Below are 23,635 nucleotides of genomic sequence, written 5' to 3'. Positions count from 1 at the left end.
GGCGTCGCTCGCGACAGCCCGCAAATTCTTAGGACAGATGCGGTACCAGCACCGATTTGATCTCGGCCTTGTCCATGATGTTTTTCAGCGACGCGACCGTCCGGGTGCCGTCGTCAAGGTTGTCGATGATCTCGCGCGAGCCGAGGAATAAATCTGCCGTTTCGCCGCGTGAGGAAAAAAGGTCGGTGTGCGCCACTTCGGCATCGCTGCCGAGATCCCGCAGCACTTCCTTGACGGCCATTTCCAGCATCAGGCTGCTGCCGAGACCATTGCCACAAACGATGAGGATTTTCATGATGGAGTCCTTGTTCAAGCGGTAAGAGGGGGCTTAGTCGCCTAGGCTGGCGATCAACGCTGCGATCACTTCGGGCGATGTCGCCGCCTGAAGTTCGGCGAACTTGGCCTCGTCCATGATCCAGTGCGCCAACTGCTTGAGTGCGCGCTGATGGCTATGCGAGTCGGTCGCCGAGAAGGCGAACAACAGCCGGGCCTGGTGTTCCGGGTCGTCGCTGAACGCGACCGGTTCGCTGACCTTGAGTAGCGACATAGCGATCGCCTTGGCGCCGGCCTCGGGCCGGGCGTGCGGAATTGCGACGTCGGGGGCAATCACGATGTAGGGGCCGATTTTCTCGACGTTTTCGATGATGGCATCGATATAGGCCGGTTCGATGGCGCCTCGCTCAAGCAGGGGTTGGCACGCGGCACGGACAGCGTCGCGCCAGTCATCGAAGCGATCGGCGAAGCGAATGCTCTCTACCGGGAGAATGTCTTGCAACATGGACGGTTTCCTTGCGGGTTGGTGATGCTTGTCAGCATGCTGCGCCCCGCTCAAGAACGCCGAAATCGAACAATTACCAATATTAGGGTATTCATCCTGGCTGGATGTTGCGGCAATGCCGCAAGCGATATCACCTTATAAATACCGACTTTGATGGCGTTAATATTCTCGGATGATGCTTGTATGGCTATTGATGCATAATTATGTGCGTATGCATATGCATATGCATACGACTGGATCATGTTGATGTCATCGTCTCAGGGTTGGCACTACCCCCGTACCGAATTAGCCAATGCGTTGCTGAACACGCTTCATGCCGGGCTGGCGCAGTCGGTGACGCTGGCTGCGGCCGGGCAGATGGGGAAGAGCGAGTTCTTGCAATACGACCTGATCCCGCTGGCGGAACAGCAGGGCTGGCGGGTGCGCTATTTCGCCTGCGACGCGATTTCGCCCAAGGCGCTACTGCGTCAACTGGTCGAGCTTTTGGCCGACTTTGCCGCCGGTGAGAAGTGGCTCGCCCGTCAGTTCGCCTCGCTGACCGGCCAAGCCCCGAAGGCGAAGCAGACGCTGGCCGAGCGTCTGGCCAAAGAGCTCTCGCAGCTGCGTGAGGAGAAGCGCCGTTCGCTACTGTTGATCGACGACGTGGATCTCGTATTGCGCCAGGCGAATGGTGACGCGATGTTGCGCGACATCCTGCAGGCCTTCGCCGGGATCGCCGGGCGGGCCAAGCTGGTAATGACTGCGAGCATCAGCAACGAAGCCCATGCGATTCCCTTGCTGCTGCAGCAACAAAGCAGCGTGCTGCAGCTGCCCGACATCGGCGTTGGTTTTGTTCGCCATCTGGTGAGCCAGTATCAGTTGCGCACCCAGGGTCAGCGTGAAGACGAGCGGGCATTCGCCAAGGTCAGTAGTCCGTATGAGGGGATTACCTGGGGGCAGGTCGACGAAGGGGGGATGCTCGATGCGTTTAACCGCTTGCAGCGTATTCCGTACTATCAGCGGGCCTTGATCGAGGACCTGGTGCTCAATCCGCAGCGCACCACGGTGGAGGCTTTGCAGCAGCAGCAACTCAGGCTGCAGCGACACCGGGTTTCGGCGCTGTCGTGGGAGGATATGAGCCGGCTTGATCGACTGTTGCTGGTTGAAATCGCCAAGGGCGTCGATCGGCTATATGGCAATGCGTTCAGGGATTACCTGGCAATGCAGACTGGCGCCGCAGCGGTGTCATCATCGCAAGTCCAAAGTAGTCTGAAAAAGCTGGTTCGCAATCGGGTTTTGGGCCAGCGTGGGGAAGGTCGCTTCGTGATCATCGATCCGCATCTGGCGCTGGCGCTCTCGGTCTAGCGAAATCCAGAGCATAAAAAAGCCCCGCCGGACCTGGCGGGGCTTTTTCTCTGGCCGGGACTTACTTGGCCTTGGCTTCTTCGCGCTCGTACGATTCAACGTACGGGCGACCGTAGTAGCTGTCCAGCAGCAGTTGCTTGAGTTCAGAGATCAGCGGATAGCGCGGGTTGGCGCCGGTGCACTGGTCGTCGAACGCTTCTTCGGCAAGGGTGTCGAGCTTGGCGAGGAAGTCCTTCTCCGGTACGCCTGCAGCCTGAATCGACATCGGGATGTCCAGCGTCGCCTTCAGTTCGTCGACCCACGCAATCAGCGCTTCAACCTTCTGGTCGTCGTTCTTGCCCGGTAGGTCGAGGTACTCGGCGATATCGGCGTAACGGCACTTGCCGATCGGGCGGTCGTACTGGCTGAACGCGGTCTGCTTGGTCGGGATGTCGGCCGAGTTGTAGCGGATCACGTTCGAGATCAGCAGCGCGTTGGCCAGACCGTGGGCCAGATGGAACTCGGCACCCAGCTTGTGCGCCATCGAGTGGCAGACGCCGAGGAAGGCGTTGGCAAACGACATGCCGGCGATCGTTGCGGCGTTGTGCACCTGCTCGCGGGCCTTCGGATCGTTGGCGCCGTTCTTGTACGAGGAGGGCAGGTACTGCTTCAGCAGTTTCAGCGCTTGCAGTGCTTGCGGATCCGAGTACTCGGTCGCCATCACCGAAGCATAGGCTTCAAGCGCGTGGGTCACCGCGTCGATGCCACCGAAAGCGGTCAGGCTTTGCGGCATGTCCATCACCAGGTTGGCATCGATGATGGCCATGTTCGGGGTGAGCTCGTAATCGGCGATCGGATACTTCATGCCGGTTTTTTCGTCGGTCACGACGGCGAACGGCGTGACTTCCGAGCCGGTGCCCGAGGTGGTCGGGATGGCGACCAGCTCTGCCTTGACGCCCATTTTCGGGAACTTGTAGATGCGCTTGCGAATATCCATGAAGCGCAGGGCCAGTTCTTCGAAGTGGACATCCGGGTGCTCGTACATCACCCACATGATCTTGGCTGCATCCATCGGGCTGCCGCCGCCGAGCGCGATGATGACGTCCGGCTTGAAGCTGTTCAGCAGCGCGACGCCCTTGCGAACGACTTCGAGGGTCGGATCTGCTGGCACGTCGTAGAAGACTTCGACTTCAAGGCCCATCTGCTTGAGGATGCGGATGGTCTCGTCGCAGAAGCCGTGGTTGAAGAGGTAGTGGCCGGTAACGATGGCGGCGCGCTTCTTGTTGCTGAGTTCTTCCAGCGCGATCGACAGGCAACCGCGACGGAAATAGATGCTCTTAGGCAGTTTGTGCCACAACATGTTTTCGGCCCTCTTCGCGACGGTTTTTTTGTTGATCAGATGCTTCGGACCAACGTTCTCGGAGATCGAATTACCGCCCCAGGAGCCGCAACCCAGCGTCAGCGACGGCGCGAGTTTGAAGTTGTAGAGGTCGCCGATGCCACCTTGCGACGACGGCGTGTTGATGAGGATCCGTGCGGTCTTCATCTTGTCGCCGAAGTAGTTGATGCGCTCGCCCTGCAGGTCCTGATTGGTGTAGAGCGAGGAGGTGTGGCCAATCCCGCCCAGCGCCACCAGCGCTTCGGCCTTGGTCACTGCATCGTAGAAATCCTTGGCGCGGTACATGCCCAGAACCGGGCTGAGTTTTTCGTGCGCAAAGGCTTCTTCTTCACCGACCGAGGTGACTTCGCCAATCAGCACCTTGGTGTACGGCGGAACCTTGACGCCGGCCATTTCGGCGATCTTGACCGCCGACTGGCCAACGATGTTCGCATTAAGGCCGCCATTGATCAGGATGACCTTGCGAACCGCCTCAGCGTCTTTCTTGCTGAGGATGTGGCCGCCGTTCTTGGAGAAGCGCTCTTTTGCGGCTTCGTACACTTCATCGACGATGATGACGGCTTGCTCGGATGCACAGACCACACCGTTATCGAAGGTCTTGGACATCAGGATCGATGCGACCATGCGCTTGATGTCGGCGGTTTCATCGACCACGACCGGGGTGTTGCCGGCGCCGACGCCAATGGCCGGTTTGCCCGACGAGTAGGCGGCTTTCACCATGCCCGGGCCGCCGGTCGCCAGAATCAGGTTGATGTCAGGGTGCTTCATCAGATGGTTGGACAGCTCGACGCTCGGCGCATCGATCCAGCCGATGATATCGCGCGGCGCACCAGCAGCCACGGCAGCTTCAAGCACAAGGCGAGCTGCGGCGTTGGTCGAATCCTTGGCGCGCGGGTGCGGGCTGAAGATGATGCCGTTGCGGGTCTTCAGCGAAATCAGCGCCTTGAAGATCGCGGTCGACGTCGGGTTCGTCGTTGGCACGATGCCGCAGATGATGCCGATCGGCTCGGCGATCGTGATCGTGCCGAAGGCGTCGTCGGTCGACAGGATCCCGCAGGTTTTCTCGTCGCGATACGCGTTGTAGATGTATTCGGAGGCGAAATGGTTCTTGATGACCTTATCTTCAAGCACACCCATGCCGGTTTCGGAAACGGCCAGCTTGGCCAGTGGAAGGCGGGCATCGGCGGCAGCCAGCGCGGCGCTGCGGAAAATCGCGTCTACTTGTTCCTGGGTGTAGGTCGCAAAAAGTTGCTGCGCTTTTTTGACGCGCGCTACCAGTGCGTCGAGTTCTTGCACCGAAGTAACAGCCATGGGTGATCTCCTTGGTTTTGAAGAAGTAATGCCGTCGTTTTTGGTAACGACATTGGGGGCAATCTTGCCTGCTGTGGATCAGAGGGGCTTAAGCGCCAAGATCTCAATTAAGGCAGGTACGGTGCCGATAGGTTCACCGTCAGAGTAATCCCTTGGCAGCACAATAAATCTGACCGGCATCAAGGCGCAAGCGTAAAGTTAACGTTATTTCGCATAATGTATATTATGTAAAGCTTTATGGATCATTCTGCGAATGCGGCGGAAAATCCGAGCCCGACACGAACATGAAAGCCCCCGCTTGTCGGGGGTTTTTTAATGTTGGGAGAAAACAACAATGAGCGCACGACGCACATTCAAAATGCCAAAGATTTTCCCGTAATCAGGCCGCCGGGCATTTGTTGTCGCTGAGAGCCTTTCTGTTGTCTTGGAAGGCTCTACGCAATGACTCGGTAGAGTTATGGCGCTGAGCGCTCAGAATCCACTCTTTATTCCGCAAAAGCTGGGCGCAAACCGGGCTGTCGCGGCTTTCCCGCGAGGATGTGTCATGCGTGATCGATGACACGACGGCGGAATTATCTTGCACCTGGGCAACTGGCTGAATCTGTGGGGTGCCAATGGCCGGGGCTGAGTGATTGCTCTCGACGGTGATCAGCGAAACAGCTCGGGGCTTAACCGAGCGCGTACCAGCAGCGCATGGCTCTTGCTGATACTGAACGCGGCCCGATGAGTCAAGGCACTTGTAGAAATCGACATCACGTGAAGCGGTAACCGGTTCGGTTTCGGTGATCGGCGAAGTCGGATCAAGTCGCTGCTTGGCTGGCTCTATCTGCTTCAAGGCGCGATCGGCGCCAAGTTGTACTGCCCTCTTCTGCTCGTCAAGCAGTAAAAGACTGTAAACCCCGTAAAGAACGCCAGCAACGCAACAAGCCACCAGAATGATTCGCATAACTCCCCCTTGAGCGGGAGAGATTCGCATAAAAAATTTCTGACTGGAAGGGAAAGTATGTGTTGGCGGATCGCTGCGCTCCTCTTCGTGCAGCGCTACGCTTGCATCGCCGCCTAACACTACGTGAGGGGTAAACCGGCTTCGGCCTCGCGCAGGAAGCCGAATTCAGGTGACTTATTTGCCGCTGCGGAACTTACGCCGTGGATGCCGGCGCGACCCAGCTCGGCAGCCAAGATCACACACCCGAGCGCTAATCCATTCACAAGCGATTGCCCGTGACGTTATGCTTCGGCCATGAAAAACCGAAACATCCTCAAGAGCGCGACGGCACTCGTCGCTGCCCACGTGACCACGCTGGGTTTCGCCGCGTCGGTGCCAACCTCGGACGGCCCGGTGACGCAGGCATTCGTGACCTGCCTGCGGGCAATCCCCGCCACCATCGATCCGGCCAGCAAGGCATTCGCCGTCAAGGCAATCCCTTGCTACCGCACAGCCAAGCAGGACGCCATCGCTTACGGCCGCCAGCACAAGTTGAGCGAGAAACGCCTGGCCGAGCTTTGGCTCAAGGCCTCCACCGACAACAATACGATGGAAGATGCTTGGACCCTGGGGGATGACAGCGTCGAGCCGGCCCAGTTCTTTGTCTCGTATGTCGAAATGTCCGTACAGGGCCAGAAGCAGGACTGACCGTCGGCCCGGCCTGATGCCGGCTCAGCGCCGGGTAGCGGGAGCGCTCGGCTGCACCAGCTCGAAAGCCGGGCGTTTGGCCTCTTCCTGGCGATGCCGTTCCGCCGCCACTAATTGGTCGACCAACTTGCCTACGGTCGTGCCCTGCTCACGCGCAGCGGCCACCAGATAACGGCGGGTTGATTCGTCGACCACGGCGTTCAGCTGGGCCGGAATCTGCGTATTGGCCACGTCCTTGCTTTGCAGCGCGCGCTGCAGCTGGTTGAAGCGGCTGCGCCGTTTGCGTTCGGCCGAGGTCATCGCCTTGGCGCCGATGGAGGGGCGGCCCCGCTTCTTGGTGGTGGGGAGGCCGGGTAGTTCTGCGGTCTGGCGGTCGTCTGGATGGCGCATGATCGGATGGGTCGCTAGTCACAAAATATCCAAACTCATTGTAGGAGAGCGGATACAGGAAAGAAAACGGCCTCGATGAGGCCGTTTTTCGTGGGCTTCGCAATACGCTACTGGCGGCGCCAACTGGTTCCCTGCGGGCCATCCTCGATCACGACGCCTGCCGCGGCCAGCTCGTCACGCAAACGGTCGGATTCGGCCCAGTTCTTGGCAACACGCGCCGCTTTTCGTGCCGCAATTGCTGCTTCGATCTTCTCGGCAGTCCATTCACCATTGCCATCACCTCCTTGCAAGAAGGCTTGCGGCTCGCGCTCCAGCAGGCCAAGCACGCTCGACAGGGCTTTGAGTTCGCCGGCAAGCTGCGATGATTGTGCTCGGTTAGCTTCATGCGCCAGCTCGAACAGTACCGCGATCGCTTCGGCGGTATTGAAGTCGTCGTCCATCGCGGCCTTGAAACGTGCCGCATGGCCGGCTTGCCAGTCGATCGTCACCTCGGCCGGCGCCACGCTTTTCAATGTGGTGTAGAGTCGGGTCAGTGCGCTCTTGGCATCATCCAGGTGCGCGTCCGAATAATTGAGCGGGCTGCGGTAATGCGCGCGCAGCATGAAGAAGCGCACCACTTCGGCGTCGTATTTCTGCAGCACTTCGCGGATGGTGAAGAAGTTGCCTAGGCTCTTCGACATCTTTTCGTTGTCGATGCGAATAAAGCCGTTATGCATCCAGTAGTTCACGTAGGCGTGGCCACTGGCACCTTCAGACTGGGCGATCTCGTTCTCATGGTGCGGGAACTGCAGATCGGCGCCGCCGCCATGAATGTCGAAATGCGAGCCAAGGTGGTGGCAGCTCATCGCCGAACATTCGATGTGCCAGCCCGGCCGTCCCTCGCCCCAGGGCGACGCCCACTTGGCGTCCTGCGGCTCATCGATCTTGGCCGCTTTCCACAGCACGAAGTCGAGCGGATCCTGCTTGTTGATGTCGACATCGACGCGCTCGCCGGCGCGCAGGTCTTCCAGGCTCTTGCCGGACAACTTGCCGTAGCCATCGAACTTGCGCACCGCGTAGTACACGTCGCCATTCGGCGCTGGATAGGCAAGGCCGTTGGCAATGAGTTTTTCGATCAGCTGGTGCATCTCGCCGACGAATTCGGTCGCGCGGGGTTCGTGGTCGGGCTTTTGCACGCCCAGTGCAGCGGCGTCTTCATCCATGGCCTGGATAAAGCGCTCGGTCAGCGCATTGATCGACTCACCGTTTTCAAGCGCGCGCTTGATGATCTTGTCGTCAATGTCGGTGATGTTGCGCACGTAATTGACGTCGTAACCCGAAGCACGCAACCAGCGCGCCACCATATCGAACGCCACCATCACCCGCGCATGACCGAGATGACAGTAGTCGTACACCGTCATGCCGCAGACGTACATGTTGACCTTGCCGGCATGGATGGGGGTGAAGACTTGCTTCTCGCGTGCGAGGGTGTTGTAGAGGCTGAGCATGGTGAGTGCGTAAGGTGGGGCAAAAAAGTGATTCTAACAGACTGCGCCAAGCTCTCTAATGCGGACGTTTTCATTAGCGCTTGTTCGCACTGGTGACACACGGTGCCGATGAGGGGTTGCGACCGCAGGAAAACAGAGTCTTGGTGCGTAAAAAAGGGCGCCCGCGGGCGCCCTTTTTCATCGGTTGGCGGGTGTTACTTCTTCAATGCATCCGCCAGTGTCTTGCTCAACTCGCCGTCTTGCGTGTCATTGGAAAGCTCCCAGAACATCACCCCGGCAAGCTTGTTCTTCTTCACGAACTCGACCTTTTCCTGCAGAGCCTGTGGATCGTCGTAGGCCCACACTTCATTGCCGTTGAGCTTCCAGACGGCGCGGGTCTTGTCATCGCGGAATACCTTGCCCGGCGCAGTCTTGATCTGCGCATACGGCTTGCTGCCCTGCTCGACCGGCCCCTTGGCCGGGCCGCTGGCGGGCTGGTACATGCCGTTGTTATCGGTGCTCTTGATCATCCAGCCGTAGCCGTAGAACGGCACGCCCAGCACCAGCTTCTGCGACGGCATTTTCTCCAGGTACTCCTTCACGGTGAAATCGCCCGCGAACTGGTCTTTCTTGCCGCCGAACAGGTTGGCGTGCGGCTGGCTCTGATTGCCCCAGCCGTTGCTGTAGTCGTAGGTCATTACGTTGACGAAATCGAGTGAGGGATGAATCTTGTCGAGTTCGATCTGGCTAGACTTGTCGCCGGCAGCCGGTGCGGCAATCGTCAGCAGCAAGCCCGGCTTGACGGCGTCAAGCTGCTTGCGGAACTCGGCCAGCAAGGCGGTGTAGTTCTTGGTGTCTTCCTTGCGGACGATATTGCCCTTCTCGCCCTCGCTGGCCGGGTATTCCCAATCAACGTCGATACCGTCGAACACGCCTGCAGCCAGGCCGGGAACCAGCTTACCCTGCTTATCCGGCACGTTGCCCTTGATATAGGCGTCGACGCAGGACTTGACGAAGGATTCGCGATTCGCCGGCAGTGCCGCATCGGAGAAGTATTTCGACCAACTCCAGCCGCCCAGACTGATCATTACCCTGAGGTTGGGGTTTTTCTTTTTCAGCTGTTTGAGTTGATTCCAGTGTCCGAACAGCCCCTTGTCGCCCTTGTCGTCCAGGCCGTCAAGCGTGTGCGCTTTCGGCACCGGATCCCAGTAATCGTCGGCCGCAGCACCCACGCCCTTGGCTTCGACGCCAACGACGCACTTGTTGTCCTTGACGTTGCCAAAGGCGTAGTTGATCACGGTCATGCGCTTGGCCGCGCCCGACGTCTCGACGTCTTTCACCCAGTAATTGCTGTTGTGCTTGGCCCAAGCGGGGAAGTAACCGACGATCTGTGGCTCTTTGGGCGCGGGTACACCGGTGACGGCAACCGCTGCGGCGGCCTTGGCCGCGCCAGCAGCCGCCGCGGCATCGCCCTTCTGCACCAGCTTGATGTTGTCGAAGAATACGTCCTTGCCGGCGCCACTAGAGCTGGTCCATTGCTCGATGGCGATATGGAAGTCGAAGCGCCCCTTGAAGTCGAGCTCGTAGTGTTCCCACTTGCCGGTGTCCTTGATCCGATCCGGGAAGCCCGAATTGGCCGTACCTGCGAGCCAGTTGTCGCGCCCCGGGAACTCGGCGGTGACGCCGATCACACCGCCGCAATTGCCACCGCAAGTGCCAAGGTAGTCGAACGACAGGACATACTTGCCTTCGGGGAAGGACTGCTTGCTGAAGATGTCGCCGCCATAAACCGGTTTGTCGAAGCGGGCGACCTTGTTGCCGGGCTTGAGCGGATCGTCGACCAGGGTGACGTTCATCGGCACGGTGCCATCGCCACGCTGACCGACCCATTTGGTCGCCAGGTCGCCCTCAAATCCTTCTTCGAAGACCACGCTATCGGCGTGCGAAAATGCCGCGGTCAACAACAGCGGCAATAACAGCTTATTCATCCTCACTCCTCCATCCATGCATGACGTCATGCGGCCGTTTGGCCGCTTATGGTGGAGTGAGTGTAGCGCCCGTATTCGGAACAACGGCGTTTGCAAGCCGGGTTGACGCGCAAATGTTACAGCGGTGCAGTCGCTGCATTGCAGCAAAACCGGGGCTTAAAACCCGACCAAGCGCCGCGCTTTTTCGGTTTCACGCCGTTCACGAAAAAAAGCACGCAACTGTGTGGCGGCCTCATCGGCCAAGAGCCCGCCGATGACGTCGGTTTGATGATTGAGCCGGCGATCCGGGAAGGGATTGATCACGCTGCCGGCCGCGCCGGTTTTCGGATCGGTGGTGGCGTAGACGATGCGCGCCAGCCGCGCGTGCAGCATGGCACCGGCGCACATCAGGCACGGCTCCAGCGTCACATAAAGAACGGCGCCGGGAAGCCGATAGTTGCCGAGCCGCAATGCTGCATCGCGCAGGGCAAGCATTTCGGCGTGCGCACTGGGGTCGTGCCGCGTGATCGGCTGGTTGCAGCCACGGCCGATGATTTCGCCATCGAGCACCACGACCGCCCCAACCGGCACCTCGCCCATGCCGCGCGCACGATCGGCCTCAAGCAATGCCTCGCGCATAAAGCCGATCTCGGCATCGGTCCACGCCGGCGCCGACGGCAAATCCGGCTCGATCATGCCGACTGAACCAGGTCAAGCAGTTCGGCAGCGTGGCGGCGCGTGGTTTCGGTGATCTCGACGCCACCGAGCATACGGGCGATTTCCTCGATACGCTCGTCACTCGATAGCGGCTTCACCGCGCTGACGATGCCGGCCGCGGTATTGGCTTTGCTCACCTGCAGGTGCTGATGCCCGCAGGCGGCAACCTGCGGCAAATGGGTGATGCACAACACCTGCCGATTGGCGCCAAGGTCGGCAAGCAGCCGTCCGACGATTTCGGCAACCCGCCCGCCGATGCCGACATCCACCTCGTCGAACACGAAGGTTGAAATGCCGCCTTGCGTGGCGGCGATTACCTGCAACGCCAGACTGATGCGGGAAAGCTCGCCACCGGAGACGATTTTTGCCATCGGTTTCGCCGGCGCATCGCCATGGCCGACGAGGAACTCGATGCTTTCAGCGCCGTGGGCCGACAATGTGTCCAGCTTTGTCAGCGCAATCTCGAAGCGGCTGTCGGCCAACGCCAGCGGCCGCATTTCACGCGTCACCGCCTCGGCAAGTTTCGGCGCCGCCTTGGCGCGTTTGCTTGATAGCTCCGCCGCCAGCTTGGTCGCGCGGGTTTCGGCCGCGAGCACATCGGCTTCCAGTCGCGCCAGTCCGTCGCGCCCACCCAGCGTATCCAGCCGTGCATGCCACTCCGCCAGCAAGGCCGGCAGTTTTTCAGGTTCGCTGCGATATTTGCGCGCAAGCCGCCAGATCGCATCCATCCGCGCTTCGACGTCGGCCAGTCGCTGTGGATCGAGTTCCAGCGCATCGGCGTAGCGCCGCAGCGTGTTCACCGCCTCGGCCAGTTGCGCATCGGTCGACGCCAGCAGCTCTTGCGCCTCGCCGAGTGCGCCGTCGTAAGCAGCCAGCTCGGTGATATGGTGCTGTGCACTGCCGAGCCAGGCCTGGCAGTTGTCGTCGCCGTCAGCCAACGCCATCAGCGCCGCCTGCACGCCATCGATCAGGCTGGCGGCATGATGCAGCCGTTTGTGTTCGGCCTGCAGCGTCGACCACTCATCGTCGCTCAGCGAAAGTGTGCTGACTTCGTCGATTTGCCACTGCAAGCGCTCGCGCTCAGCCTCGAAGGTCGCCGCATTGCGGTGCGCGGCGTCGAGCTCGTCGGCCAGTCGCCGCCAGCCGCGCCAGGCGACAGTCATCGCCACGGCCTGCGCTTCGGCGTCGGCGTAGCCATCGAGCACCTGCCGTTGTACCTCGGCGCGCAGCAGGCGCTGATGTGCGTGCTGGCCATGAATATCCACCAGCAACTCGCCAACACCCTTCAACTGCGCCAGCGTCGCCGGGCTGCCGTTGATAAAGGCGCGGTTCTTGCCGTGGATATCAATGGTTCGCCGCAGCACCAGCCGATTGGCGTCGTCGTCGGCAAGCGCCGACTCGATCAACCAGGCGCTCGCCGCCGGTACATCGCCGAGTTCGAACTCGGCCGCCAGCTCGGCACGATCGCAACCATGCCGGACGATGCCGGTATCGGCACGATCGCCGAGCAGCAAGCCGAGCGCATCGAGGACGATCGATTTGCCTGCGCCGGTTTCACCGGTCAGTACGGTAAGGCCGGCGGCGAAATCGAGTTCGAGCGCGTCAACGATGACGAAATTCTTGAGCCTGAGCGAAAGCAGCATGCGATCGGGAAATCCTGAGTGGTGTCCTGAATGGGGAACAGTGGCTTATTGGAGCTTGTGGCCCCAGTGCAACTTGGCCCGCAGCATATCGTAGTAGTTGTATCCGACCGGGTGCAGGATGCGCAGCGTATTGCGGTAGCGACGGATACGCACGCGATCGTGTTCTTTGAGCTCGAAGTCCGACTGGTTGTCGAAGTAGACGCGCGCATCATTGGCGCGGGTCAGCAGGAACTCGACTTCGCTATCGTCGCTAACGACGATCGGGCGGTTTGACAGCGATTGCGGGCAGATCGGCACCAGCGTGATCGCCGGCAGGCTGGGGTGCAGAATCGGCCCGCCCGACGCGAGCGCGTAGGCGGTCGAGCCGGTCGGGGTGCTGACAATCAAGCCGTCCGAGCGCTGGCTGTAAACAAACTGGCGATCGATGATGATTTCGAACTCGATCATCGAACCGGTCGAGCCGCGGCTGAACACCACGTCATTGAACGCCAGCGACGGGCCGAACTCCTCGTCGCCACGACAGATCGTCGTTTCCAGCAGGATGCGCTCTTCCGGGACGAAGGCGCCGGCGAGCATGTCGCCGATCAATTTTTCCATCTCGCCCAGCGGCACATCGGTCATAAAGCCGAGTCGCCCCTGGTTCACGCCGATCAGCGGAATCCGGTACGGCGCAACCAGGCGCGCAATGCCGAGCATGGTGCCGTCGCCACCCATGACGATCACCAGGTCGGCAAGCCGGCCGATCATGTCACGTGCAACGGTGGGATGGTCGGTGATGCCGTGCTCGGCGGCGGCTTCCTCGTCGATCAGGACGCTGGCGCCACGGGCGGCGAGCATCGCCGCCAGTTGCACCATCGGTTCGGCGATGGTCGGCGTATTGCGGCGACCAACCAGGGCCACCGTTTTGAATAGGGTTGTCATGGCAAATTCCGGTATGAGCTGCACGGCCAGACTGCAGCTGCTGCCGCGCAAGTGCCCAGAATTAAACCATAGCCATCCCGAGCACGCACGGCTGCGACATCGGCGTTAGAATCGGGGCATGCTTAGCGAACGCGCCCAACACCTGCTTACCACGCTCGTCGAGCGTTATATTGCCGACGGCCAGCCGGTCGGATCGAAAACGCTCTCGCAGGCTAGCGGCCTGGTCGTCAGCCCGGCGACGATACGCAATGTGATGGCCGAACTCGAAGACCTCGGCTTTATTGCCAGCCCGCACACCTCGGCCGGCCGCATCCCCACCGCGCGCGGCTATCGTTTTTTTGTCGACTCGTTGATGGTGGTGCAAACGCTCGACATGCTCGAACAAAAAGCCTCGCCCGGGGTCACCGGCTTGCCGCAAGGCAATCCGCAACGCTCGATCGCTGCGGCCTCGCAGCTGCTGTCGCAGCTGACGCACTTCGCCGGTGTAGTGATGCTGCCCAAACGGCAGGAAGCCATTCTCAAGCACATCGAATTCCTGCAACTTGGCGATAACCGGGTATTGCTGATTCTGGTCACCGCCGATGGCGATGTACAAAACCGGATACTGAACACCAAAACCATCTACTCCGCAGCGCAACTGGCCGAGGCCGCCCATTTCCTCAACGCCCACTGCGTTGGAAAAACCTTTGCGCACGTACGTCAGGTGGTCGAGGTCGAGGTACATGCACTCAAGGGCGAGCTGGTGACGTTGCTGAACGCCGCGGCACAAGGCGCGTTGACCGAACCCGTTGACGAACCGGTGCTGATTTCGGGCGAGCGCAATTTGCTCGACAGTGACGATCTGGCGTCAAATATGGGGCGTTTGCGGCAATTGTTCGAGCTGTTCGACCGCAAAACCGCACTGCTGCAATTGCTCGAGATCGGCAACCGTGCCGACGGCGTACAGATTTACATCGGTGGTGAGTCCGGCCTTGAGCCGCTCGATGACTGCTCGGTTATTACTGCGCCGTATCGTGCCAATGGCGAAATCGTCGGCACGCTTGGCGTGATCGGCCCGACCCGGATGGCGTATGAACGGATCATCCCCATCGTCAATGTCACCGCCAAGCTGCTATCAAGCGCCCTTTCCCAATAATTTCCCATACCCACCTACTACCGCCACCCGGCAATGCCGGCTGAGGATTTCATGCGTACTCCATTGCTTGCCGCCCTACTTGCCATCACGATTGCCGCCCCGGCCCTGGCCGATGATGCGCTGATCGCCCGCCCCGAGGTTCAGCAATACATCGGCGAGATCGCTGCCAGTGAAAACATGTCGCGCGACAAGCTTGATGCGCTGTTTGCACAGGTAGAGCTGAAGCCGAACATCATCTCGATCCTGGATCGTCCCTCGACCAGCCGCCCGTGGCATCAGTTCCGCGGCAACTTCGTCAATCCGGTGCGTATCAAGGCCGGCGCCCGCTTCTGGCGCGCCAATGCCGAAACGCTGGCTGCCGTTTCGGCACGCTACGGCGTATCCGCCGATGTGATCGTGGCCATCCTCGGCGCAGAAACCAACTACGGCAGCAACACCGGCAGCTTCCGCGTGATCGATGCACTGACGACCGTCGCCTTCGATTACCCGCGTCGCGCCGACTTCTTCAAGAAAGAACTGACCCAGTTTCTGCTGCTGGCGCGCGAGGAAGGCGTAGATCCGCTGTCATTCAAGGGTTCGTACGCCGGCGCCATGGGCTGGCCGCAGTTCATGCCGTCGAGCTTTCGCCAGTACGCGGTCGACTGGAACGGCGATCATCATCGCGACATCTGGAACAACGCCGACGACGCGATCGCCAGCGTCGCCAACTATCTGGCCGCACATGGATGGGAAAAGGACGGGCCGACCATGGACGTCGTCAACGTCAACAGCGACCAGGTCGATGCGCTGCTTGCCGATAAATTCAACCTGCATTACAGCGTGGCCGAATTGATGGCCAAGGGCGTCACCCCGCTGACCGAGGTCGACCCCAAGCGCCAGGCGGTGCTGTTTGCGCTGGATACCGAGCCGGATTTCACCCGCTACTACCTCGGCTACACCAACTTTTACGTGATCACCCGTTACAACAAGAGCACGCTGTACGCCAGCGCAGTGCTGGAGCTTGCCAGCGACATCAAGGCGGCCTACCTGAATGGCGAGGATCTGACTGGCGCTGCGGCGAAAAAGCCCGCGCCCGTCAAGAGCAGTGGCAGTTGGGGCAAACCCAAGCGCTGAGCCAAACGCTCGTCAGGTAGTCCCAACGAAAAATGGCCGGATCCAGTCCGGCCATTTTAGCGTTCACATCAGGCGATTCGGCGTGCCTTGGTCAGGTTCAGTTGCCGGCGCGTTTCGGCCAGCACGATCCCGGTTGCCACCGACACGTTCAGGCTTTCCACCGAGCCGAACATCGGAATCGACACCAGCTGATCGCACAATTCGCGCGTCAGCCGGCGCATGCCTTCGCCCTCATTGCCGAGCACCCAGGCGATGCCGCCCCTGGCCTCGAAGTGATGCAGGTCGGTATCGCCCTCGGCCGCGGTGCCGACCACCCAGATGTCGCGGTCTTTCAGTTCACGCAGCGTGCGCGCCAGATTGGTGACCATCACATAAGGCACGGTTTCGGCCGCGCCACAGGCGACCTTGGAAACGGTGGCGTTGATGCCGACCGATTTGTCTTTCGGCGCAATCACCGCGTGTACGCCCATGGCATCGGCCACGCGCAAGCAAGCGCCCAGATTGTGCGGATCGGTAATGCCATCGAGCACCAGCAGGAACGGCGGCTCGTCCAGCGTATCGAGCACATCATCAAGCGCAACGTACGATTTGGTCGGATCGATCAGTGCGGCAACGCCCTGATGCTTGGCCTTGCCGGTCAGCCCATCAAGCCGGGCGACATCAACCAGCACCACCTTGGCGCCTTGTTCCTCGGCAAGCTTGATCAGCTCTTTGGCGCGCGCATCGATGCGGGTGGCGTTGAGATAGAGCTCACGCACGCTATCGGGAAAGCGTTTCAGTCGCGAGGAAACGGCATGAAAGCCGTGGATCAGTTTATTTTGCATGGCGGGCAACGCAGGCAATCACGCCAGCGATCGCGAAGAAGAAAACGCAATTCTAGCAAACTACGTGCTGCAACCGGCGAGCAGCACCCTAGATTCAGCTAGGTGGTGTCGTCACAAGATGCGCGCCCAGATCGCAATGCAGCGAATCTGGACTGCCGCCAGGAATGACGCCGCATTCTTGGCATAGCGCGTGGCGATGCCTCGCCAGCGTTTGAGCTGCAAAAACGCATTTTCAACCAGATGCCGGTGGCGATACAGCGCCGCATCGTGTTCACGCGGCGCCTTACGGTTGCGGCGCGACGGAATCACCGTTCTCATGCCTTGCGCCGAGGCCTGAGCAACGATGGCGTCGCTGTCATAGCCACGATCAGCCAGCAGGTATTCCGCGCTCAAGCCGTCAATCAACGCGCCGCCCTGGGTGCAGTCCGCCGTCGTGCCCGAGGTCACCAAGACCCGCACCGGCATGCCGTGCGCGTCCACCGCCAAGTGCAGCTTACTGTTTAGCCCCTTTGGTCACCCCCATTGCCTGATTGCCGCCGCGTGCGCCGGCGGCATGCGGATGCACCTTGGCATGCGTGGCGTCGATCATCAGCCATTCGAAATCCGGATTGGTGATCAGCGCTTCAAGCAGGTGTGCCCAGACGCCCTTGTCACGCCAGCGACAAAAGCGGCGGTGGGTGTTCTTCCAGTCGCCATAATCGGGCGGCAAATCGCGCCATGGGGCGCCGGTACGCAAAATCCAGAACACGGCGTTGAGGAACAGGCGGTTATCTCTGGCCCGGCCGCCCCAGGCGCCGTGGCGACCGGGCAGGAGCGGTTCGAGCAAAAGCCACGTTTGATCAGGAAGGTCGTGGCGGCGGTGTACCAGGCGCTTGGTCGGCGGTGTGCTTGTCATGGCGGCAGCATACACACTCGGCCAATCACTCGTGACGACACCATCTAGGCAGTCAGCGCGGCAAACTGCTGCCCTCCCGGCCCGAGCAGGCCGTACTGGTCGATGTAAAGCAGCAAATCTGCGCCATTCAGCGGCGGCGCATACAGATAGCCCTGTACGACATGGCAGCCGGTGCGACGCAGGAAGTGCGCCTGCTGCTGGGTTTCAACCCCTTCGGCAACGACCTTGAGGCGCAGCTTCTTGGCCATGGCGACGATGGCCTCGGCAATGGCACCGCTGTCTTCATCGTCCGGCATGCTTTCGATGAAGGAGCGATCAATCTTGAGCGTATCGAGCGGAAAGTGCCGCAAATTGGAGAGTGAAGAGTAACCCGTGCCGAAATCATCAATCGCCAGCCGCACGCCCATTTCCCGCAACTGGGCAAGAATGCGCACCGCGTGATCGGGATTCTGCATGATCATGCTTTCGGTGATTTCCAACTCCAGATGGGCCGCCGGCAAACGGGCTTGCGCCAGCGCGCTTGCAACCTGTTGCGGCAACTGCTCGCGCAGAAACTGCCGCGGTGACAGATTGACGGCGATGCGCGGGATGTCGTGACCGGCATCCAGCCACTCGCGCATATGCCGGCAGGCCTCCATCAGCACCCATTCACCAATCGGCACGATCAGCCCGTTCTCTTCGGCTAGCGGAATGAAGCTTGCCGGTGGCACCAGGCCAAGCTGCGGGTGCGACCAACGCAGCAACGCTTCAACGCCATACAATGTACCGGCAGCCAGATCGACCTGCGGCTGGAAGTACAAACAGAGCTCTTTGCGCTCCAGGGCGTGGCGCAGGCTGTTTTCCAGTACCAGATGCTCGAAGGCGCGGACATTCATCTCCGGGGCAAAGAACTGGTAGGTGTTTTTGCCCAGTTCCTTGGCCCGATACATCGCAACGTCGGCGTTTTTCAATAGCTGATTGGGTTGCAGATCATCGTTCGGAAAGAGGCTGATGCCGATCGAACAGGTAACGAACAGCTCCTGCCCCTGAATCAGGACCGCCTGCCCCAGTTTGTTGAGCAATCGATCGGCAACTGCGGCGACTTCATCGGCATTATGGATGTCATCAAGCAGCACGGTGAACTCGTCGCCGCCGAGGCGGGCAATGACATCCGTCTCCTTGAGGGATGCGCGCAAGCGTTGCGAAATCACTTTCAGCAATTCGTCGCCCACATCATGACCAAGACTGTCGTTGATCGCCTTGAACCGGTCCAGATCGAGAAAAAGCAGCGCAAACTGCCGGTTGCCTTCACGCGCGACGGCCTGCTTTAGCGCCACGTGCATGGCGCTGCGATTGTGCAGCTGGGTCAGCGCGTCGTGGTTGGCAAGAAAGTGCAGCCGCAGCTCGGCTTCTTTACGGTGGGTGTAATCGGAGAACACACCTACGTAGTTGCTGACGCCGCCGAGTTCGTCGCGCACCGCACTGATCGACAGCCATGCCGGGTAGGTTTCGTCGTTCTTTCGCCGGTCAAGCATCTCGCCTTCCCAGTGACCGCACTCGGCCAGTCTGGCCACCATTTCGTGATTGCGCTCGCGGCGATGCGCGCCAAACATGCGGGACGTTTTGCCGATGGCCTCGTCGGCATTGAAGCCTGTGATGCGGCTGAAGGCCGGGTTGACGGCAATGATGCGCGCCAGCGAATCGGTGATCAGAATGCCTTCCGAGGCATTATCGAACACCTGCGCCGCCAGTCGAACGCTACGCGCAGCCGCGGCCTCGTCGCGATACGAGGCAGCCATCAGCATGCCGGCTACCGAAATGGTAAACAGATGCAGGATGATCGATAAATCGTCCATGCCCGGCAGGCTGCGAGCCTGCAGCGTCGCCGAGGCCACCATCACCGCAGTCAGCATCACACAGCCGTTGCCGACGTGGCCCAGCCGCAAGGCGGACCAAATAATGATGGGGAATAGCAAAAACTGCAGATTGGTCAAACCTTCGCCGTAATGGCGGTAAATCAGCATCGTGCTGACGGCCGTGACCGTGACCAGCAGCGTCAATTCAATCAGGCGATTAGCACTGAAGCCGCGCAGCTCCGAGCGCAGGCCGGTTACGAAAGGCACGATAATCAGGATGCCCAGCGCCTCACCCATCGTTCGCACAACCCAGCCGTCAAAGGTATTCAGGTTGCGTGCGGGTTCGAAGAGGCCGAACACCACCGCCGTCGCGGTGGACGACAGCAGTACACCGGTCAGTGGCCCGGCAATCAGAATGCGTAAGGCATCGCGAACGCGCACATCGCCCGACACGGCCAGCCCGGGCAGCAGACCAACCACAAGCAAGGCCTGCGCCAGCTGAACCATCGCCACCAGCATCACGCTAGGCAGCGACAGCCCGCTTAGCACCGGCAACACCCAGGCGGTCAGGGCGATGGCCGGCCAGGCACGGGTACCAAGCAGCAGCAGGCCCGCGGCCGCCACGCCGGTTTGCGGCGCCACGAGCGAGCCGTATTGCCCCGGCGTAAAAAACACCCAGGCCAGGTACTGGGCCAGCACATAGAGCACTGCCAGTTGCGCTTCGCGTAGCCATTTCAACGGCATGGCTCCTCCCGTTTTTATCGTTTGCTTGCGCATTTGTTATTCACAACCGGATCAGAGTGCAATAAAGCACGCTGCAAGGCCGGTATAATCGAAGCCTCTTTGGATCGCATTCCGCTCACGCCATGACCACGCTAGCTTTGCCTCGCGCCGGCGAGCGCCTGTTGCTCGCCACCCCGCACGGGTCGGCCGATGCCTGGCTGCTCAGCCGACTTGCCGGCCAAACAAAATCTTTACTCATCTTGACAGCAACCGCGCAAGATGCAAGTCGCATCAAGGATGAAATCCGTTTCTTTGCACCGCAGTGCACCGTAGTGCAACTGCCGGACTGGGAAACGCTGCCGTACGATCACTTCAGTCCGCATCACGATCTGATCTCGGAACGACTCGCCGGTCTGTGGCAAATTCGCGAGCAGCAGGCTGACGTCATCATCGTGCCGGTACAAACCGCCATGAGTCGGCTCGCGCCAGTGGAATACCTTGCCGCTCACACATTCAACATCAAAAAAGGTGACAAGTTCGACCCGGACAAACTGCGTGCAGATCTGGTTTTTGCCGGCTACAGCAATGTCACCCAGGTATTCAGCCCCGGTGAATTCGCGATACGCGGCGGCCTTGTTGATCTGTACCCGATGGGCTCGCCGCTACCTTACCGGCTTGATTTGTTTGGCGACGATATCGAAACCATCCGCACCTTCGATGTCGATACCCAGCGCAGCCTTTACCCGGTTCCAGACATCCGTTTGTTGCCTGCGCGCGAGTTTCCTCTTGACGATGCCGGTCGCAGCAAATTCCGCCAACGCTTTCGTGAAACATTCGAAGGTGATCCAAGTAAGTCGCAACTTTACAAGGACATCAGCAACGGCGTAACACCGGCGGGCATCGAGTACTATTTGCCGCTGTTTTTTGACCACACCGCCACACTGTTCGACTACCTGCCGACAGATACCGTTGTTGCGCTGCACGGCAATGTTCTTGATGCCGCCGAAGGCTTCTGGCGCGACACGCAGGAACGCTATCGCAACCTGTCCGGCGAAAAAAACCGCCCCTTGCTCAAGCCGCCCGAGCTTTACCTTGCGCCAGACGCCCTGTTTGGGCTGATCAAGCCGCATCGGCGCATCGAGCTTGTTGTGGGCGGCGACGAGCCCCGCCCCACTCGGGCACTGCCATCGCTGGCGGTCGATCGACGCGCCGAAAATCCGCTCACCAAGCTCAATAGCTTCCTTGCCGACTTTTCCGGCAAGGTACTTATCTCCGCCGAAAGCCTGGGCCGGCGCGAGACGATGGCGCAGTTCTTTGCGGAATACGGCGTCAAGCCGGTCTTGGTCGAGGCTTGGTCCGACGCAGCCGAAGCGACCAAAACCCGCTTGATGCTGACGGCGGCACCCATCTACAACGGCTTCGTGCTGGAAGCCGACGGCATTGCCGTCATCACCGAGGCCGACCTCTACCCCAGCGTGGCGCCAAGCCGTGGCCGGAAACAGCAAAAGCGCAGCAATACCGATGCGATGCTGCGCGACCTGTCCGAACTCAAGATCGGTGATGCCGTAGTGCATGAGGCACACGGCATTGGCCGCTATATGGGCCTGACGTCGATGGATCTTGGCGAAGGCGAAACCGAACTGCTGCTGCTTGAATACGCCGGGAGCGACAAGCTTTACGTGCCGGTATCGCAGCTGCACGTGATCTCGCGCTATTCGGGGGGGGCTGCAGATGCCGCCCCTATGCATCGGCTTGGCTCGGGCGTCTGGGAAAAAGCCAAGCGTCGTGCCGCCGAACAAGTACGCGACACCGCCGCCGAACTACTCAATCTGTATGCCCGCCGCGCCGCGCGCCAAGGACACGCTTTCGAGTGGAAACATCAAGACTATGAAGCCTTTGCCGAGGGCTTCGGCTTTGAAGAAACCCCCGACCAAGCCGCCGCGATCGAAGCGGTTCTGGTCGATATGCGTATCGCCCAGCCGATGGATAGATTGGTGTGCGGCGATGTCGGCTTCGGCAAAACCGAGGTCGCCCTGCGTGCCGCCTTTGCCGCCGTCGCCGGCGGCAAACAGGTTGCGGTACTCGTGCCGACGACGCTACTGGTCGAGCAGCACTACCAAACCTTTGCCGACCGCTTTGCCGACTGGCCGATCAGGCTCGCCGAGCTAAGCCGTTTCCGCTCCGGCAAGGAAACCACGACGGCGCTAGCGGGCCTCGCCGATGGCACCGTCGATATCGTCATTGGGACGCACAAACTGGTGCAACCGGATGTGCAGTTCAAGAACCTGGGTCTGGTGATCATCGACGAGGAGCACCGGTTCGGCGTCCGCCAGAAAGAACAGCTCAAGGCACTGCGCGCCAATGTCGACGTCCTCACCCTGACGGCCACGCCAATTCCGCGCACGCTGGCGATGAGCCTGGAAGGCATTCGGGACTTCTCGGTCATCGCGACCGCCCCGTCCAAGCGGCTGTCGGTCAAAACCTTTGTGGCCAAGTTCGGCGACGGCATCATTCGCGAGGCGATGCTGCGCGAAATCAAGCGCGGCGGGCAGGTGTTCTTCCTGCATAACGAGGTCGACACCATCGAAAACATGCGTGAAAAGCTGGCCGCGCTGTTGCCAGAGGCGCGAATCGGGATTGCACATGGCCAGATGCGCGAGCGCGAGCTTGAACACGTCATGCGCGATTTCCATGCGCAACGCTTTAACGTGCTGCTGTGTACCACCATCATCGAAACCGGCATCGACATTCCGAACGCCAACACCATCGTGATGAATCGCGCCGACAAGTTCGGCTTGGCGCAGCTGCACCAGATGCGCGGTCGCGTCGGCCGCTCGCACCATCAAGCCTATGCCTATTTGCTGGTTCCCGATCTTGAGGGGCTGACCACCGATGCGAGAAAGCGGCTCGAGGCCATCCAGATGATGGAAGAGCTCGGCTCGGGCTTTTATCTGGCCATGCACGATCTGGAAATTCGCGGCGCGGGCGAGGTGCTCGGCGACTCACAGTCGGGCGAAATGCAGGAAATCGGTTTTTCGCTCTACAGCCAGATGCTCAACGAAGCAGTAAAAGCGCTGAAAAAGGGTCAGGAACCTGATCTATCCCAACCGCTTGGCGTTACGACCGAAATCAACCTGCATGCGCCGGCGCTTTTGCCTAGCGACTACTGCCCCGATGTCCATGAGCGCTTGTCTTTGTATAAACGCCTTGCCAATTGCGATATGCAAGACGACCTCGACGATATTTTCCGCGAACTGGTCGACCGCTTTGGTCTGCTGCCGGATGCGACCAAGGTGCTGCTTGATTGTCACAAGTTGCGCATTCTCGCCAAGCCGATGGGCATTCAAAAAATCGACGCTGCCGACTCGGCCATTGTCGTGACCTTCACGCAAAACACAGTGATTGATCCGTTCAAGATCATTCAGCTGATCCAGAGCAAAAAGAACTACAAAATGCTGCCGCCCGACCGGATCCGTGTCGAAGGCAACTGGCCAGAACCCGCACTGCGAGCCGTCCGCATCAAAGAACTGCTCGCCGAACTCAGTAAATAAATGGACCCCAC

The 23,635-nt window shown here is 60.2% G+C and carries 18 protein-coding genes; 5 read left to right on the top strand and 13 right to left on the bottom strand.

Translation table 11 applies throughout. From position 1 onward, the window contains the following. Positions 1 to 28 precede the first annotated feature (28 nt). The gene (locus JLC71_RS05285; RefSeq protein WP_200917722.1) at positions 29 to 295 is read right to left on the bottom strand and encodes a PTS sugar transporter subunit IIB; all 267 of its coding nucleotides are present in this window, start codon (positions 293 to 295) and stop codon (positions 29 to 31) included. Between the two features lie 33 nt (positions 296 to 328). After that, a complete protein-coding gene (locus JLC71_RS05280) occupies positions 329 to 778 on the bottom strand; it encodes a PTS sugar transporter subunit IIA (protein WP_200917721.1) in 450 nt (149 codons plus the stop codon). Positions 779 to 1,024: 246 nt separating this feature from the next. Between JLC71_RS05280 and JLC71_RS05275 the strand changes: the two genes are divergently transcribed. Beyond that, a complete protein-coding gene (locus JLC71_RS05275; RefSeq protein ID WP_200917720.1) occupies positions 1,025 to 2,122 on the top strand; it encodes a P-loop NTPase family protein in 1,098 nt (365 codons plus the stop codon). 61 nt (positions 2,123 to 2,183) lie between these two features. Here JLC71_RS05275 and adhE read toward each other — a convergent pair whose 3' ends face one another. Both adhE and JLC71_RS05265 read right to left on the bottom strand, forming a co-directional pair. Then, the gene (adhE, locus tag JLC71_RS05270) at positions 2,184 to 4,811 is read right to left on the bottom strand and encodes a bifunctional acetaldehyde-CoA/alcohol dehydrogenase (RefSeq protein ID WP_200917719.1); all 2,628 of its coding nucleotides are present in this window, start codon (positions 4,809 to 4,811) and stop codon (positions 2,184 to 2,186) included. 379 nt (positions 4,812 to 5,190) lie between these two features. After that, positions 5,191 to 5,757 carry a hypothetical protein gene (locus JLC71_RS05265; RefSeq protein WP_200917718.1) on the bottom strand — a complete coding sequence of 189 codons (567 nt, stop codon included), beginning with the start codon at positions 5,755 to 5,757 and terminating at the stop codon, positions 5,191 to 5,193. A gap of 294 nt (positions 5,758 to 6,051) precedes the next feature. On the opposite strand from JLC71_RS05265, the gene JLC71_RS05260 reads away from it, so the two are divergent. Continuing rightward, entirely contained in the window at positions 6,052 to 6,444 is a 393-nt protein-coding gene (locus JLC71_RS05260) for a hypothetical protein (RefSeq protein WP_200917717.1), read from the top strand. A 24-nt stretch (positions 6,445 to 6,468) separates the two neighbouring features. Here the strand turns inward: JLC71_RS05260 and JLC71_RS05255 are convergent, their stop codons facing one another. From JLC71_RS05255 to JLC71_RS05230, 6 genes are all read right to left on the bottom strand, one after another. Further along, positions 6,469 to 6,834, bottom strand: coding sequence for a hypothetical protein (locus JLC71_RS05255; protein ID WP_200917716.1), 366 nt, complete (start codon positions 6,832 to 6,834; stop codon positions 6,469 to 6,471). Between the two features lie 107 nt (positions 6,835 to 6,941). Then, entirely contained in the window at positions 6,942 to 8,321 is a 1,380-nt protein-coding gene (cysS, locus tag JLC71_RS05250) for a cysteine--tRNA ligase (protein ID WP_200917715.1), read from the bottom strand. A 194-nt stretch (positions 8,322 to 8,515) separates the two neighbouring features. Then, positions 8,516 to 10,288, bottom strand: coding sequence for a glycoside hydrolase family 18 protein (locus tag JLC71_RS05245; protein WP_200917714.1), 1,773 nt, complete (start codon positions 10,286 to 10,288; stop codon positions 8,516 to 8,518). Positions 10,289 to 10,444: 156 nt separating this feature from the next. Next, the gene (gene tadA, locus JLC71_RS05240; RefSeq protein WP_200917713.1) at positions 10,445 to 10,963 is read right to left on the bottom strand and encodes a tRNA adenosine(34) deaminase TadA; all 519 of its coding nucleotides are present in this window, start codon (positions 10,961 to 10,963) and stop codon (positions 10,445 to 10,447) included. Further along, positions 10,960 to 12,627 (bottom strand): DNA repair protein RecN, encoded by a 1,668-nt coding sequence (gene recN, locus JLC71_RS05235; protein ID WP_200917712.1) that lies wholly within the window; start codon positions 12,625 to 12,627, stop codon positions 10,960 to 10,962. The genes tadA and recN overlap by 4 nt, the downstream gene beginning before the upstream one ends. A gap of 45 nt (positions 12,628 to 12,672) precedes the next feature. Next, complete coding sequence (locus JLC71_RS05230) at positions 12,673 to 13,548, bottom strand: NAD kinase (RefSeq protein WP_200917711.1); 876 nt, start codon at positions 13,546 to 13,548, stop codon at positions 12,673 to 12,675. 118 nt (positions 13,549 to 13,666) lie between these two features. Between JLC71_RS05230 and hrcA the strand changes: the two genes are divergently transcribed. Together hrcA and mltB are read left to right on the top strand one after the other, a co-directional pair. After that, on the top strand, positions 13,667 to 14,683 hold the full coding sequence (gene hrcA, locus JLC71_RS05225; protein ID WP_200917710.1) for a heat-inducible transcriptional repressor HrcA: 1,017 nt from the start codon (positions 13,667 to 13,669) through the stop codon (positions 14,681 to 14,683). 51 nt (positions 14,684 to 14,734) lie between these two features. Beyond that, the gene (gene mltB / locus JLC71_RS05220) at positions 14,735 to 15,796 is read left to right on the top strand and encodes a lytic murein transglycosylase B (RefSeq protein WP_200917709.1); all 1,062 of its coding nucleotides are present in this window, start codon (positions 14,735 to 14,737) and stop codon (positions 15,794 to 15,796) included. 68 nt (positions 15,797 to 15,864) lie between these two features. Here mltB and rlmB read toward each other — a convergent pair whose 3' ends face one another. The 3 genes from rlmB to JLC71_RS05205 all read right to left on the bottom strand — a co-directional run bounded on the left by rlmB (position 15,865) and on the right by JLC71_RS05205 (position 20,094). Then, positions 15,865 to 16,620, bottom strand: a complete 756-nt coding sequence (gene rlmB, locus JLC71_RS05215; RefSeq protein WP_200917708.1) for a 23S rRNA (guanosine(2251)-2'-O)-methyltransferase RlmB — start codon at positions 16,618 to 16,620, stop codon at positions 15,865 to 15,867. A 111-nt stretch (positions 16,621 to 16,731) separates the two neighbouring features. Then, positions 16,732 to 17,515 (bottom strand): IS5 family transposase gene (locus tag JLC71_RS05210; protein ID WP_200915002.1). Its coding sequence is split into 2 segments (ribosomal slippage): positions 16,732 to 17,128 and positions 17,127 to 17,515, totalling 786 coding nucleotides; the frame shifts between segments, so codons are not numbered across the junction. A 44-nt stretch (positions 17,516 to 17,559) separates the two neighbouring features. After that, the gene (locus JLC71_RS05205; protein WP_236250992.1) at positions 17,560 to 20,094 is read right to left on the bottom strand and encodes a bifunctional diguanylate cyclase/phosphodiesterase; all 2,535 of its coding nucleotides are present in this window, start codon (positions 20,092 to 20,094) and stop codon (positions 17,560 to 17,562) included. 122 nt (positions 20,095 to 20,216) lie between these two features. Between JLC71_RS05205 and mfd the strand changes: the two genes are divergently transcribed. Continuing rightward, positions 20,217 to 23,624 carry a transcription-repair coupling factor gene (mfd, locus tag JLC71_RS05200; RefSeq protein WP_200917707.1) on the top strand — a complete coding sequence of 1,136 codons (3,408 nt, stop codon included), beginning with the start codon at positions 20,217 to 20,219 and terminating at the stop codon, positions 23,622 to 23,624. Positions 23,625 to 23,635: the final 11 nt, after the last annotated feature.

This window comes from Jeongeupia sp. HS-3 (assembly GCF_015140455.1).
Lineage (GTDB): Bacteria > Pseudomonadota > Gammaproteobacteria > Burkholderiales > Chitinibacteraceae > Jeongeupia.
The sequence above is the reverse complement of the archived record's forward strand: the minus strand, read 5'-3'. Positions and strand labels throughout refer to the sequence as shown.